Annotated in this window: 14 protein-coding genes and 1 tRNA gene; 7 read left to right on the top strand and 8 right to left on the bottom strand. The window is 66.8% G+C overall.

Translation table 11 applies throughout. The features are described from left to right. The first annotated feature begins 6 nt into the window (after positions 1-6). Positions 7-1,050, top strand: coding sequence for a ferritin-like domain-containing protein (locus tag ACH0BU_RS04895; protein ID WP_500263835.1), 1,044 nt, complete (start codon positions 7-9; stop codon positions 1,048-1,050). Between the two features lie 88 nt (positions 1,051-1,138). Here the strand turns inward: ACH0BU_RS04895 and ACH0BU_RS04890 are convergent, their stop codons facing one another. Further along, a complete protein-coding gene (locus ACH0BU_RS04890) occupies positions 1,139-1,843 on the bottom strand; it encodes an RlmE family RNA methyltransferase (RefSeq protein WP_296222877.1) in 705 nt (234 codons plus the stop codon). Beyond that, positions 1,840-2,832, bottom strand: coding sequence for a Ppx/GppA phosphatase family protein (locus tag ACH0BU_RS04885; RefSeq protein WP_241212681.1), 993 nt, complete (start codon positions 2,830-2,832; stop codon positions 1,840-1,842). The genes ACH0BU_RS04890 and ACH0BU_RS04885 overlap by 4 nt, the downstream gene beginning before the upstream one ends. A gap of 238 nt (positions 2,833-3,070) precedes the next feature. Here ACH0BU_RS04885 and ACH0BU_RS04880 point away from each other — a divergent pair. The 4 genes from ACH0BU_RS04880 (at position 3,071) to ACH0BU_RS04865 (ending at position 5,036) form a co-directional block, all read left to right on the top strand. Then, positions 3,071-3,144 (top strand) — tRNA-Gln (locus ACH0BU_RS04880). Between the two features lie 97 nt (positions 3,145-3,241). After that, positions 3,242-3,715, top strand: coding sequence for an EF-hand domain-containing protein (locus ACH0BU_RS04875; RefSeq protein WP_296219900.1), 474 nt, complete (start codon positions 3,242-3,244; stop codon positions 3,713-3,715). Then, positions 3,712-4,848 (top strand): tRNA guanosine(34) transglycosylase Tgt, encoded by a 1,137-nt coding sequence (gene tgt, locus ACH0BU_RS04870; RefSeq protein WP_296219902.1) that lies wholly within the window; start codon positions 3,712-3,714, stop codon positions 4,846-4,848. The genes ACH0BU_RS04875 and tgt overlap by 4 nt, the downstream gene beginning before the upstream one ends. Positions 4,849-4,850: 2 nt before the next feature. Then, complete coding sequence (locus tag ACH0BU_RS04865; RefSeq protein WP_046411525.1) at positions 4,851-5,036, top strand: hypothetical protein; 186 nt, start codon at positions 4,851-4,853, stop codon at positions 5,034-5,036. A 122-nt stretch (positions 5,037-5,158) separates the two neighbouring features. Here the strand turns inward: ACH0BU_RS04865 and ACH0BU_RS04860 are convergent, their stop codons facing one another. The 3 genes from ACH0BU_RS04860 to ACH0BU_RS04850 all read right to left on the bottom strand — a co-directional run bounded on the left by ACH0BU_RS04860 (position 5,159) and on the right by ACH0BU_RS04850 (position 8,337). After that, on the bottom strand, positions 5,159-6,358 hold the full coding sequence (locus ACH0BU_RS04860; RefSeq protein WP_046411527.1) for an acyl-CoA dehydrogenase family protein: 1,200 nt from the start codon (positions 6,356-6,358) through the stop codon (positions 5,159-5,161). 20 nt (positions 6,359-6,378) lie between these two features. Next, positions 6,379-7,476, bottom strand: a complete 1,098-nt coding sequence (locus ACH0BU_RS04855) for an acyl-CoA dehydrogenase family protein (RefSeq protein WP_296219906.1) — start codon at positions 7,474-7,476, stop codon at positions 6,379-6,381. A 72-nt stretch (positions 7,477-7,548) separates the two neighbouring features. Then, positions 7,549-8,337 carry an SDR family NAD(P)-dependent oxidoreductase gene (locus tag ACH0BU_RS04850; RefSeq protein ID WP_125946088.1) on the bottom strand — a complete coding sequence of 263 codons (789 nt, stop codon included), beginning with the start codon at positions 8,335-8,337 and terminating at the stop codon, positions 7,549-7,551. A 133-nt stretch (positions 8,338-8,470) separates the two neighbouring features. On the opposite strand from ACH0BU_RS04850, the gene ACH0BU_RS04845 reads away from it, so the two are divergent. Together ACH0BU_RS04845 and ACH0BU_RS04840 are read left to right on the top strand one after the other, a co-directional pair. Continuing rightward, the gene (locus ACH0BU_RS04845) at positions 8,471-9,265 is read left to right on the top strand and encodes an enoyl-CoA hydratase/isomerase family protein (RefSeq protein WP_231023644.1); all 795 of its coding nucleotides are present in this window, start codon (positions 8,471-8,473) and stop codon (positions 9,263-9,265) included. Beyond that, the gene (locus tag ACH0BU_RS04840) at positions 9,262-10,047 is read left to right on the top strand and encodes an SDR family NAD(P)-dependent oxidoreductase (RefSeq protein ID WP_046411533.1); all 786 of its coding nucleotides are present in this window, start codon (positions 9,262-9,264) and stop codon (positions 10,045-10,047) included. Before ACH0BU_RS04845 ends, ACH0BU_RS04840 begins: the two co-directional genes overlap by 4 nt. Before the next feature lie 37 nt (positions 10,048-10,084). On the opposite strand, the gene ACH0BU_RS04835 is transcribed toward ACH0BU_RS04840, so the two are convergent. From ACH0BU_RS04835 to ACH0BU_RS04825, 3 genes are read right to left on the bottom strand one after another with little or no spacing between them, the layout of a single operon-like run. Continuing rightward, a complete protein-coding gene (locus ACH0BU_RS04835; protein ID WP_500263834.1) occupies positions 10,085-11,314 on the bottom strand; it encodes a class I SAM-dependent methyltransferase in 1,230 nt (409 codons plus the stop codon). Between the two features lie 51 nt (positions 11,315-11,365). Further along, the gene (locus ACH0BU_RS04830; RefSeq protein ID WP_314470048.1) at positions 11,366-12,121 is read right to left on the bottom strand and encodes a molybdopterin-dependent oxidoreductase; all 756 of its coding nucleotides are present in this window, start codon (positions 12,119-12,121) and stop codon (positions 11,366-11,368) included. Further along, the gene (locus ACH0BU_RS04825; protein WP_296219912.1) at positions 12,118-12,816 is read right to left on the bottom strand and encodes a cytochrome b/b6 domain-containing protein; all 699 of its coding nucleotides are present in this window, start codon (positions 12,814-12,816) and stop codon (positions 12,118-12,120) included. The genes ACH0BU_RS04830 and ACH0BU_RS04825 overlap by 4 nt, the downstream gene beginning before the upstream one ends. Positions 12,817-12,834 lie beyond the last annotated feature (18 nt).

Below are 12,834 nucleotides of genomic sequence, written 5' to 3'. Positions count from 1 at the left end.
GCGGCGATGAGCGACAAGATGGAATTCCTCGACCTCATGGAGCGTGCCGAGACCCAGCGGCAGGCGCGGCGCAACTTCATCCGCCTGTGCGGCGGAGCAGCAGCGATGACCGGCGGCCTGTCACTGCTGGCGGCGTGCGATGACGACGATGACGATGGCCCCTTCCCACCCCCGCCCCCGCCCGGGCCCGGCCCCTCTCCTACCCCGCCGGCCTTGACCGATCAGGACGTCCTGAACTTCGCGCTGCAGCTCGAATATCTGGAGGGCAATTATTATTCCTATGCGGTCTCCGGACAGGGCATCCCCGCCGCGCTGCAGACCGGCACGGGCGCACAGGGCAATGTCGTGACAGGGACGGGTCCAGGCGCGGCACGCCAGGTGTCCTTCACCGATCCAGTGGTTCAGCAATATGCGCGCGAAATCGCCTTTGACGAGATCGGCCATATCACGTTCCTGCGCGGCGCCCTGGGCAGCGCAGCGACGGCGCAACCCGTCATCAACCTGTCGGGTAGCGCCACGGTCACGGTGGGCAATGCAACGCCGGTCGGTGCCTTCACCGACGTGGCCCGCGCGGTGGGCATAGTCGGGCGAAACGCCATCTTCGATCCCTTCGCCAATGACGAGAACTTCCTGATCGGGTCGTATCTCCTCACCGACGTCGGGGTCAGCGCCTATCGCGGCGCGGCGCGGCTCATCACCAACAAGACCTTCCTGGAGGCATCGGCCGGCATCCTCGCCACCGAATGCTATCACGACGCCACCATCCGGGCGGAGCTGTGGCGGCGCGGGCTGACCGCGCCGACCATCTACAGTGTCATCGCGCAGATCTCCGCCGGGCGCGACGCGCTCGATGGCTCGTTCGATCTCGATCAGGACATCGGCAATGCAGCGGTCGCCAATCTGGTCCCGACCGATCCGGGCGGCCTCGTCCTCGGGCGAACCGGGCGGCAAGTGCTGAACGTCGTCTATCTCAACCCGGCGGCTACGCAGGGCGGCGGCTTCTTCCCCTCGGGTGTGAACGGGACAATCCGTGACAGCGGCGGCCCGTAAGCCTCGTCAGCCTTAGCCAGCGGCGGCCGCATCACCTCCCCCGTGATGCGGCCGCATTTGTTATGGAGCCTGCCGGTTCCGCGGCCGATCAATCCTGATCGGCGTTGCCCTCGTCCCGCTCAGCCATGTCGCCGCGCCGGCCCTTGAAGCCCTGCGCCACGACGAACCACTCCACCGATCCCTTGCGGCTCGACGGCGGCTTGGCGTGTTTCACCGTGGCAAAATTCTTCTTCAGCAGCGCAACCAGCGTCGAATCCGCACCCCCGGCGAAAACCTTGGCGACGAACGTCCCGCCCGGCTTCAGCACGCTGATCGCAAAGTCGCTCGCCGCCTCGACCAGCGCCATCGTGCGCAACGCATCGGTCTGCGGATGGCCGACGGTGTTCGCCGCCATGTCGGACAGCACGATGTCGGGTGCACCGCCCAGTTCGGCGATCAGCCGATCGGGTGCTTCGTCCGCCATGAAGTCCATCTGCAGGATCGTCACGCCGTCCAGCGGGTCGACCGGCAACAGGTCGATGCCGACCACCGCCGCCCCCGGCAGCTTGCGCCGCACCACCTGGCTCCACCCGCCCGGCGCCATGCCCAGATCGACGATCCGCTTGCCGCCACGCAGGAAGCCGAAACGCTCGTCCAGCTCGATCAGCTTGTACGCCGCCCGGCTGCGATACCCTTCGGCCTTGGCGCGCTTGACGTACGGATCGTTCAGCTGCCGCTCCAGCCAGCGCGTCGACTGCGCCGTGCGCCCACGCGCCGTCTTCACGCGCGTGCGAAGTCCGCCCCCACCCCTCATGCCGCAGACGCCATCAGGCGGCGAAGGATGCCCTCGCGAATGCCACGATCCGCCACGCCCAGCCGCTCGGCTGGCCACAGGTCCAGGATCGTCTCCAGGATGGCGCATCCTGCGACGACCAGATCGGCGCGTTCGCGGCCGATGCACGGCAGCTTCGCGCGCTCGGCGATCGGCAGATGCGCCAGCCGCTGGCTGATCGCACGCATCGACGCCGCCGGCGCGATCAGTCCATCGACCTGCGCACGGTCATAACGGTCCAGCCCCAGATGGACGCTGGCCAGCGTCGTCACCGTCCCCGACGTACCCAGCAGCCGCCGTGGTCCCTCGACCTTCGGCAGCCGCGCGGCAAAGGGCGCAAAGCTCTCGCGCACCAGGTTGCACATCCGCTCATAGGCGCTCGCCAGGCCCGCCGCGCCATCACCGTCGCCGCCGCCAGCGCTCTCGGTCAGCGACACGACGCCCCAGGGCGCCGAATGCCAGTCGATCACCGTCGGCACCGTGGTCGATGTGTCGATCAGCACCAGTTCGGTCGATCCGCCGCCAATGTCGAACACCAGCGCCGGGGCGTTACCCGGTTCCAGCAGCACATGGCAGCCCAGCACGGCCAGCCGCGCCTCTTCCTCTGCCGATATCACGTCGAGATGAATGCCCGTTTCCCCATAAGCGCGCTCGATGAACGCGGGTCCGTTAATGGCGCGCCGGCACGCCTCGGTCGCAACCGACCGCGCCAGCGTGACATTGCGCCGTTTCAGCTTGTCGGCGCAGATCCGAAGCGCGCCGATCGTCCGTTCGATTGCCGCGTCCGACAGTCGCCCGCTGGTCGCCAGCCCCTCGCCCAGCCGGACGATTCGCGAAAAGGCGTCCACCACCGCGAAACCATCGCCCTGCGGCCGCGCAATCAACAGCCTGCAATTGTTGGTGCCGAGATCCAGCGCGGCATAATGGCGCGCAAAATGCTGGCGAAAAGGGGCCGATTGGTGACCCTCCAGTGCCGAACGGGCGCGGCGATGATCGCGCCGGTACGGCAGGTCGGCGTGATGATGCGCCACGTGCCGTCGTCTTTCTTTTGTTCTTCCGTCGCGGGTTGGCCCGCCCGGTGCTTGGTAGCGAAGCTAGCGTGCACCGCCCCCCACTGCAACCCGCGCACGCAATCAGGTGCTTGACCTTGCGAAACAGCGGGATTAGAGGCGCCCTCCTGTCGCTGCTTCATCGCTGCGACGCGGCTGTTGCCCGATCCTCTAATGGTAAGAGAGCGGACTCTGACTCCGTCAATCAAGGTTCGAATCCTTGTCGGGCATCCACCTTTTTATCTTCGCCGGCGCACCAAAGGCCGCTGACGTTCCTGCTGGCAAGCCACCACGGCGCCCCCTGTTTTCCTGAATAGCGCGCGGGTTGCCCATGCTGATCCTGTCCTTGCTGCTCCAGGCAGCGGTTGCCACGCCCGGCCTGCCGCCTCAGCCACCCGCAACCATGGTGGTGGAACCGGTCGGCATGCTGATCGCGACCTTCGACACCGATGGCGACGCCCGCGTTACCAAGGCGGAGCTTGAGGCCGGCGTTCGCCGCACCTTCGAGGCGATGGACACCGGTCGCACCGGCTCGCTTGGCTATATCGCCTTTGCCGATTGGGCGGAGCGGTATCTGGGCGATCGCAACGCGCTGCCCAGCCCGTTCGAGACCGATCGCAACGCCGACAACCGGATCACGCTGGACGAACTTCAGGCAACGCTGGCCGGCTATTTCGCGCGCTTCGACCGCGATCGCGACACGGTCGTGACTCGCGCCGAACTGCTCACCATCCGCGCCAACGCCACGCGCTCAACCCCCGATCTGCCGCCCGACGGCAAGAAGAAGAAGCGCTCCCGCCGATGACCGATCGTTTTGCCTTCACCATCGCCGCCACTGACGGTGCTGCCCGCACCGGCAGCATCGCGATGCACCGCGGCACCATCCGCACCCCCGCCTTCATGCCGGTCGGCACCGCCGCCACGGTGAAGGCGATGAAGCCGGCCGATGTCGAGGCTGCGGGCGCGGACATCATCCTGGGCAACACCTATCACCTGATGCTGCGCCCCGGCGCGGAGCGGGTCGCGCGGCTCGGCGGGCTTCACCGCTTCATGGGCTGGGACAAGCCGATCCTGACCGATTCGGGTGGCTATCAGGTGATGAGCCTGTCCGATCTCACCAAGCGGTCCGAGGAAGGCATCACCTTCAAATCGCACCTCGACGGTACCCGCCACCTGCTCAGCCCCGAACGCTCGATCGAGATCCAGCGGCTGCTCGGCTCCAACATCGTCATGGCGTTCGACGAACTGGTGCCGACCACGTCGACGCGCGAGGTGCAGGCCGCGGCAATGGAACGCTCGATGCGCTGGGCACGCCGCAGCCGCGACGCCTTCGACAGCGGCAGCGATCACGCCGCGCAGAACGCGATCTTCGGCATCCAGCAGGGCGCGCTGGACGAGGGGCTTCGCCGCACCTCCGCCGACGCGCTGATCGACATCGGCTTCGACGGCTATGCGATCGGCGGCCTCGCGGTCGGCGAGGGGCAGGAGGCGATGTTCGCCTGCCTCGATTTCGCGCCGGGTCAGCTACCCCCCGATCGCCCGCGCTACCTGATGGGCGTCGGGAAGCCTGACGATATCGTCGGCGCGGTGGAGCGCGGCATCGACATGTTCGATTGCGTGCTGCCGACCCGCTCGGGCCGCACGGGCCAGGCGTTCACCCGCTCGGGTCCTATCAACATCCGCAACGCGCGCTTCAACGAGGATCAGGGTCCGCTCGATCCCGAATGCGGCTGCCCGACCTGCGCCACCTGGAGCCGCGCCTATCTCCATCATCTGGTCCGCGCGGGCGAGATCCTCGGCGCCATGCTGATGACCGAACACAATATCTTCTTCTACGAAACGCTGATGGCCGACTTGCGCTCTGCGATCGCCGAACAGAGGCTCAAAGCCTTTGCCGATGCGTTCCGGTCGCGGTACCAGCGCGGCAAAGGAGAGTAAGCGTGTCTGACGAACCCAACGAAATTCTCGCCGCCGCCGCTGCCGCCAAGCAGCATGAAACCGCCGCCAAGGATGCCAAGGCCGCGCGTCAGAAGCGTGGCTGGGATCTGGGCAAGATCGGGCTTGGCGTCGGCATCGGCTCCGCCGCCATCGCGGCCGCCGTCCTCTTCACCCGCAAGAAGGACTGACGCGACAAGGGCGTGCGCCGGTCGTACCGGCGACACGCCCTCGCTTCTGTTTGCGGCGCCGCAACGGCGCCCGGTCGACCGGCGATCATCCCCGCGGCTCGCGGATCCGATCGCCGCTCCCCTCAGCCCGCCAGATCCTTGAACGCGGCATCCTTGTCCGTCCGGATCTCGCCCGGCAGGCCAAGCACCCGCTCGGCGATGATGTTCTTCAGGATCTCGTCGGTGCCGCCCGCGATGCGCAGGCCCGGCGCGTTCATCACCGCGCCTTGGAATAGCCCCTTCAGCGGCAGCAGCGCGGGATCGTTGATGATCCCATACTGATCCTCCGCCTCGACCGCGGCATTGCCCAGGTCCTGAAGCACGTTGGCGGCGATGATCTTGCCGATCGAGCTTTCCGGCCCCGGCGTCTGCCCGCGGCTCAGCGCGGTCATCGTGCGCATCCGGGTGTTCTTGAGCCCCTCGGACTGGACGTACCAGTCGGCCAGCCGCTGGCGGAACGCGCTGTCCTTGATCAGCGGGCCGTCCGCCGCGTCCAGATCCTTGGCCAGCGCCAGTATCTCCTTCGGGCTCGCTCCGCTCGCCCCGCCGACCGCGAGCCGCTCGTTCATCAGCGTGACCAGCGCGACCTTCCAGCCGTCGTCCACCGCACCCAGCCGCTGCGCGTCGGGGATGCGCACGTCGGTGAAATACACCTCGTTGAAGTTCGAGCCGCCCGACATCTGGTGGATCGGCCGGATCTCGACACCCGGCGATTTCAGGTCGAGCCAGAACATCGTCAGGCCCTTGTGCTTGGGCACGTCCGGGTTGGTGCGCACCAGGACGATGCCATAGTCCGAATAATGCGCGCCGGACGTCCACACCTTCTGGCCGTTCACCACCCAATCGTCGCCGTCACGCACCGCGCGGGTACGGATCGCCGCCACGTCGGAGCCACCGGCGGGTTCGGAGAACAATTGCGACCAGATCTCCTCGCCGCGCAGCGCCGGCCCGACGAAGCGCTTCTTGGTGTCGGCATCGGCGAACGCCATCACCGTCGGCACGCACATGCCAAGGCCGATGGTGAAATAGCCGTACTGAACGGGGAATTTGGCCTCTTCCTGGCCGAAGATCACCGACTGGATCGGCGTGCCGCCGGCCCCGCCCCATTCCTTGGGCCAGGTGATCTGCGCATAGCCCGCCTCGGCCTTGCGCCGCTGCCACGCCTTGCCCGCCGCCATGTCGTCGGCGTGGTTCATCGCCTTGTGCTCGGCGACGTTCTTTTCCAGCCAGGCGCGCGCCTTGGCGCGATAGTCGGCTTCTTCCGGGGTATCGTTGAAGTCCATCTCGCTATCCTCTCACGCGCTCAGGCGGCGTTCTTCATTTCAAGCTGGCTCACCAGCCGCTCGCGCCACGTCGCGGGCGCACCCGCCACGAGGCTGAGCTGCCGCGAGCGACGGTAATAAAGCTGCGGGTCCGCTTCCCAGGTGAAGCCGATGCCGCCATGCGTCTGGATATTCTCCTTGGACGCGAACCAGAACGCCTCGCTCGCCGCAACGCGCGCGGTCGCCGCCGCCAGCGGCAGCTCGCCCGCATCGGTATTGAGCGCCCAGGCGCCATAATAAGCGTTCGACCGCGCGATCTCGTTCTTCACATAGATGTCGGCCAGCTTGTGCTTGATCGCCTGATAGCCGCCGATCACGCGCCCGAACGCCTGACGATCGAGCGCATAGGCCTTAGCCATCTCCAGGCACTTGTCCGCGCCCCCGACCTGCTCGAACGCCAGCAGGATCGCCGCGCGGTCGAACACCGCCTGCATCGCCGCGATGCCATCCTGATCTCCCAGCCGCTCGGCCGGGGCGCCCGAAAAGGTGAGCTTCGCGGCCGACCGCGTCGGGTCCAGCGTCGTCAGTACCTCGGCCGATACGCCCTCGCCCTTCTCGACCAGGTACAGCCCGTCCTTCGCCAGCACCACAATCAGGTCAGCGACATCGCCATCGGTCACCGGGATCTTCTCGCCGGTCAGCTTGCCGCCCGACACGCTGGTCTTGATCGACCGCGCCGTCACCGGCCCCTTGCCCTCGGCCGTCGCAAAGGCGCCGATCACTTCGCCAGCGGCGATCTTCGGCAGCCACTTGGCCTTCTGCTCCTGCGAGCCGAACTTCATCAGCGCCTCGGCGACGAAATACACCGTGGAGGCGAACGGGATCGGCGCGCACGCACGGCCAAGCTCCTCGGCCAGCGCGCACAGCTCGACATGGCCAAGGCCCAGCCCGCCGAACTCCTCGGGGATCGCCGCGCCCAGCCAGCCCTGCTCGGCGACGCCCTTCCACAGCGCCTCGTCATAGGCCCGGTCGTCATTATCGAGCACGCCGCGAACCACCTTCGCGTCGCACTTCGCGGCGAGGAACTTGCGCGCCTCGTCCTTCAGCATCTTCTGGTCGTCGGAATAATCGAAGTTCATCTAAACTCTCCCGCCCGCGCCGTTCGTGCTTCGGCCATGCCCAGCACGAACGGGAAGCTGCCATCCTGTTGGTTACTTCGGCTGCATCCGGATCGCGCCGTCCAGCCGCACGTCCTCACCGTTGAAATAGCCGTTGCGCAGCATCTCGACCGCCAGCGCGGCATATTCTTCCGCCATGCCCAGCCGTTTGGGGAACGGCACCATCGCCGACAGCGCCGCCTTCACCTGCGGCTTCGCGCGCGCCAGCAGCGGCGTGTCGAAAATGCCCGGCAGGATCGTGTTGCAGCGGATGCCCTCGGCCGACAGGTCGCGCGCGACGTTCAGCGTCATGCCGATCACGCCCGCCTTGGCGGAGGCATAGGCCACCTGCCCGATCTGCCCTTCCTCGCCCGCGACGCTGGCGGTGTTGACGATCGCGCCGCGATCCCCGTCCTCGGTCGGGTCCAGCGTCATCATCCCGGCAACCGATCCGACGATGCAGCGGAACGATCCGACCAGGTTCAATTCCAGCGTCTTCTGGAAATTCTCGATCGGATAAGGGACGATCGATCCGTCCTCCTTCGACCGCGCCACCGTCTTGTTCGGCCCACCGAAGCCGCCGCCGGCGCAATTCACCAGCGCACGCTCCTGGCCGTTCGCCGCGCGCGCCTTGGCAAAGCCGGCGTCCACCGATGCCTGGTCCATCACATCGACTTCGCAGAACACCGCGCCGATCTCCTCCGCGACGCCCGGACCGATCTCGGCATTCTTGTCGAACAGCGCGACCTTCACGCCCTGCGCGCGCAGCGCCTTGGCGGTGGCCAGCCCCAGTCCCGAGGCCCCCCCGGTGATGACGGCAGCAATATCCGGTCCGAGCTTCACGCCCCTCTCCCCTAAACTCCTGGCGGCGGCCCCATTGGCCGTCCGCGATTGCAGGATAACTTTAGTTATGTAGAGTGCGCCGTCAACAAGCATCGCAACAAGCATGAGTGGGAGAGGCATCGTGGAATATGAGATGATCTCGGTCGAGCGCCGGGGCGAAGTCGACTGGGTGACGATGAACCGCCCGCACGTCCTGAACGCGCTCAACGATCGCCATGTCGAGGAACTGAACCATTATTTCGGCGCGCTCCACAAGGATCGCGACTGCCGCGTCGTCGTGCTGAAGGGCGCCGGCCGCGCGTATTGCGCCGGCCTCGATCTGCAGGAGGGCGGCCGTTCCGAATTCGACACGATCGATCGCCTCGCGCACCAGCGCTCGATCGCCGAGATCGTGATGAAGATGCGCTATTGCCCGCAACCGATCATCAGCCTCGTCCACGGCCCCGCGTGCGGCGGCGGCTTCGCCATGGCGCTCGCGTCGGACATCCGCATCGCCGGCGAATCCGTCCGCATGAACGCCGCCTTCATCCGCATCGGCCTTTCCGCCTGCGACATCGGCGTCAGCTACTTCCTCCCCCGCCTGGTCGGCGCGAGTGTCGCGGCCGAATTCATGCTCACCGGCAATTTCATCACCGCCGATCGCGCGCTTGCCACCGGCCTCGTCAGCCGCGTCGTGCCCGACGATCAGATGGAGGAAGCTGCCGCACCACTGATCGAACAGATGCTCACCACCTCCCCGATGGGCCTTCGTCTCACCAAGGAGTGCCTGCGCATGTCGATCGACGCGCCCAGCCTCGAGGCGGCGGTGGCGATGGAGGACCGCAACCAGATCCTCTGTGCGACATCCCCCGATTTCGGCGAGGGCATCAAGGCCTTCTTCGAGAAGCGCCGCCCGGATTATACCAAGAAGAAGGAGCAGGCTGCATGAGCGCCAATAACGAGCGGGGATTGGAAGGACGCGTTGCACTGGTAACCGGCGGGGGCCGCGGCATCGGGCGCGAGATCGCGCTGCGACTGGCGCGGGACGGCGCCGACGTCGCAGTGAACTACCGCCGCGATGCCGAGGCCGCCGAGGAAGTCGTGCGCGAGATCGAGGGCCTCGGCCGCCGCGCCAAGGCTTATGCCGGCTCGGTCGACCGGTTCGAGGATTGCGAAAAGCTGGTCGACGCGGTCGTCGCCGACTTTGGCGGCATCGACATTCTCGTCAACAACGCCGGCATCGCCAGCCGCGGCCAGAGCGTCGCCGATACCGACCCGGCCGAGTTCGAACGCGTCATGCGCACGCACTGCTTCGCGCCGCACTACATGTCGAAGCTGGTCCTCCCCTCGATGCGCGAACGCGCCAAGGAGAAGGGTCGCGGCGACATCATCATGATCTCCAGCGTCGCGACGCTCTACCACGCCCCCAACGGCGCGCCCTATTCGATGGGCAAGGCCGCGGCCGAAGCGCTCGCGCTGGTGCTGTCGAAGGAGGAGCGCGGCAACAACATCCGCACCAACATCGTCGCCCCGGGCCTCACCGTCACTGACATGGGCGAACGGCTGGCGAAGGCGACCCGCGGCGTCGCGGACATCCACGATCTCGCCGCGCAATCGCCCTTCGGCCGCGTCTCCACCCCGGCGGATGTCGCCGCGGCGGTCGCCTATTTCGTCTCGGCCGATGGCGAATATGCCAACGGGCAGAAGATCAACCTCCACGGCGGCGGCTGATCGGACACGCCATGCCGGGCCCCGCCCGGCATGGCCGTCATTCGGCGCGCAGGCGCCGCTCTTCCTCATAGATATAGTCGCGCGTCACCGGCACGGAGAATCGCCCGCGCGTCAGCTGCACCTGGTAATTGCACAGGCCGCCATGCCGGAACGCCGCCGCTGCCCCGGCGAGGTAGAAAATCCACATGCGGAAGAACTTCTCGTCGTACAGCGCGACGATCTCGTCCTTCGCCGCCACCGTGCGATCGTACCAATGGTCCAGCGTCCAGGAATAGTGGACGCGCAGCACCTCGATATCGGTCGGGAACAGCCGCATCCCCTCATAACCGCGAACGATCTCGCTCAGCGCCGGGTTGTAGCCGCCGGGGAAGATGTATTTCAGCGTAAACTGGTCGGTCACGCCCGGGCCGCCCAGCCGCCCGATCGTGTGCATCAGCATCACGCCATCCTCGGTCAGCAGCTCGCGGCACTTCCCGAAGAAGGCGCGATAATGTTTCACGCCGACATGCTCGAACATGCCGACCGACACGATCCGGTCGAACTGCCCGGTCACGTGGCGATAATCGATCAGCTCGAACCGCACCTTGTCGGCGACGCCCGCTTCCTCGGCGCGGCGGCGCGCGACCTTCAGCTGTTCCTCGGACAGCGTCACCCCCAGCACCTCGGCGCCGGTCTTCTGGTGCAGGTACAGCGCCATCCCGCCCCAGCCGCAGCCGATGTCGAGCACGCGCATCCCCGGCTTCAGCGCCAGCTTGGCGGCGATATGCGCCTTCTTGTCGGCCTGCGCCTGCTCCAGGCTGTTCGCCGGGTCGGTGAAATAGGCACAGCTGTACTGCCGGTCGGCGTCGAGGAAGAGGTCGTAGAGGCGATCCGACAGGTCGTAATGATGCGCCACGTTGCGCTTGGACGCGCGCTCCATGTTGATCCGGCCGAAGCGATGCGCCGCCGCCGCGACGGCGCGGCGCAGCGGGCTCGCCGCCAGCGCCGACCGCCCGTCCTCCCACGGATCGTTGGACGTCAGCAGCTCGACCAGCGCGCGAATGTCGCCCTGCTCGATCACCAGCCGGCCATCCATGAACGCCTCCGCCGCGCCCAGCCCGGGGTCGGACACGATCGAGCGGCCGACATTCTTGTCGGTGAAGCGGATCACCACATCGGGGAAGCCGGCTTCGGACGTGCCGAAGGTCTTGGTCGCGACATCGGGACGATGGAGGGTCAGGGTACCGCGTGTCACCGCGCGCGAGAGAAACAGATCGATCAGCGCCATGGGCCACCTGCTAGCCGCCTCGTCCGATCGTTACCAGTACGTACCTACCCGTCAGATCCCGGCATACCAGTCATAGTCGACATTATCCTCCCAATAGCCGCCCCTGCCCTTGCCGATCCCGGCCAGGCTGGCGACCGCGGTGGCACGCATCAGATATTTGGCGTGCTTGTAGCCCAGTTGCCGCTCGACCCTGAGGCGGCACGGCGCCCCGTTCATCACCGGCAGGAAGCGGTCGTTCAGCGCCCAGGCCAGGATCGTCTGCGGGTGAAACGCGTCCACCAGATCGATCGACTCATAATAAGGCGCCCCGCCATACATGTCGGCGCAGGTGAACACGATGTAGCACGCGCCGTCGCGCATCCCCGCCGCCTTCAGCACATCGCCCAGCTTCGGCCCCTGCCATTTGGCAATCGCGCTCCACCCCTCGACGCAATCGTGCCGCGTGATCTGCGCGCGCTGCGGAAAGGCGGCAAGGTCGGTCAGCGCCAGCGACAGCGGCCGTGCCACCAGCCCACCGACCTGCAATCGCCAGTCGGCGAACCGGCCCTCGCGCAGCGCATTATATTCGGGCGTTCCCGGGTCACGTGTGCCGTTGGGCCGGAAGAAGGGCGATCTTTGCTCGGGCGTGAATTCGGGCGCCAATGCGTTGCGGTCGACCAGCGCGCGCTGCAGTCCGCGCTGCATGTCCTCTCCCATGAACAGGATGCGGCGCGCGGTGGGATGCTCGAGCACCCTGTCGCACCCCGCCAGCATCGCCGCGCCCCCAGCCACGCCGCCGGCGATCAGGCCGCGTCGTCCGACGATCATGGCCGCGGCTCCTCTGGCACGCGCCACCAGCCGGTGATCATCGCGCGCACCTCGTTCACCGGCCCGGCAAGGATCACCAGCGCCAGATGGCCGACGATGAACACGCTCAGCCCCACCATGCACAGGAAATGGATCGACCGCGCCGATTGCCGCCCGCCGAACAGGTCGAGCATCCAGGGGAAGCCGGCGTTCATCATCGGCGACAGCGCAATCCCGCTAAGAATCACCAGCGGCAACAGCACGAACACGACCGTCACGTACGACAGCTTCTGGAAGATATTGTACGCGGTCGGATCGGCCGGATCATGGAAACGCAGCGCCAGATGCTCGCGCACGTCCGCGGCCAGGTTGTGCGGCGACAAGTCGCGCCGCCGCACCCGCAGGTCCCGGGCGAAATGCCGGTTCAGCAGGCTGACGATCATATAGGCCAGCAGGCCAAAGCCCAGCACCAGCGCAAAGAACAGATGCCAGCGCCGCGACAGCGCCAGATTGTAGTTCGCCGGGATCGTCAGCCAGGCGGGAAAGCGCGGCAGCTCCAGCCACGCCGCATCGAAGTTCGCGCCATAGCGCCCCCAGTACAATCGCGGATGCGCGTTGGAGATGCCCAGCCCCGATCCGATCAGCACGAAAATCGCAACCGCATTGATCCAATGCCACAATCGGGTGGCGAGACGGTGGCGGAAAACGGCGCGCATCGGCCGCAGGCTACCATC

The organism is Sphingomonas olei (genome assembly GCF_045369765.1).
Classification (GTDB): Bacteria; Pseudomonadota; Alphaproteobacteria; order Sphingomonadales; family Sphingomonadaceae; genus Sphingomonas; species Sphingomonas panaciterrae.
This window is presented reverse-complemented; position numbering and strand designations above follow the sequence as displayed.

Bases quoted from the DNA above. Each gene is read 5' to 3' on its own strand.
- ACH0BU_RS04840 (WP_046411533.1), top strand. From the start codon at position 9,262: ATGAGCGCCAATAACGAGCGGGGATTGGAAGGACGCGTTGCACTGGTA.
- ACH0BU_RS04860 (WP_046411527.1), bottom strand. From the start codon at position 6,358: ATGGACTTCAACGATACCCCGGAAGAAGCCGACTATCGCGCCAAGGCG.
- ACH0BU_RS04855 (WP_296219906.1), bottom strand. From the start codon at position 7,476: ATGAACTTCGATTATTCCGACGACCAGAAGATGCTGAAGGACGAGGCG.
- ACH0BU_RS04830 (WP_314470048.1), bottom strand. From the start codon at position 12,121: ATGATCGTCGGACGACGCGGCCTGATCGCCGGCGGCGTGGCTGGGGGC.
- tgt (WP_296219902.1), top strand. From the start codon at position 3,712: ATGACCGATCGTTTTGCCTTCACCATCGCCGCCACTGACGGTGCTGCC.
- ACH0BU_RS04835 (WP_500263834.1), bottom strand. From the start codon at position 11,314: ATGGCGCTGATCGATCTGTTTCTCTCGCGCGCGGTGACACGCGGTACC.
- ACH0BU_RS04890 (WP_296222877.1), bottom strand. From the start codon at position 1,843: ATGAGGGGTGGGGGCGGACTTCGCACGCGCGTGAAGACGGCGCGTGGG.
- ACH0BU_RS04875 (WP_296219900.1), top strand. From the start codon at position 3,242: ATGCTGATCCTGTCCTTGCTGCTCCAGGCAGCGGTTGCCACGCCCGGC.
- ACH0BU_RS04895 (WP_500263835.1), top strand. From the start codon at position 7: ATGAGCGACAAGATGGAATTCCTCGACCTCATGGAGCGTGCCGAGACC.
- ACH0BU_RS04845 (WP_231023644.1), top strand. From the start codon at position 8,471: ATGATCTCGGTCGAGCGCCGGGGCGAAGTCGACTGGGTGACGATGAAC.
- ACH0BU_RS04825 (WP_296219912.1), bottom strand. From the start codon at position 12,816: ATGCGCGCCGTTTTCCGCCACCGTCTCGCCACCCGATTGTGGCATTGG.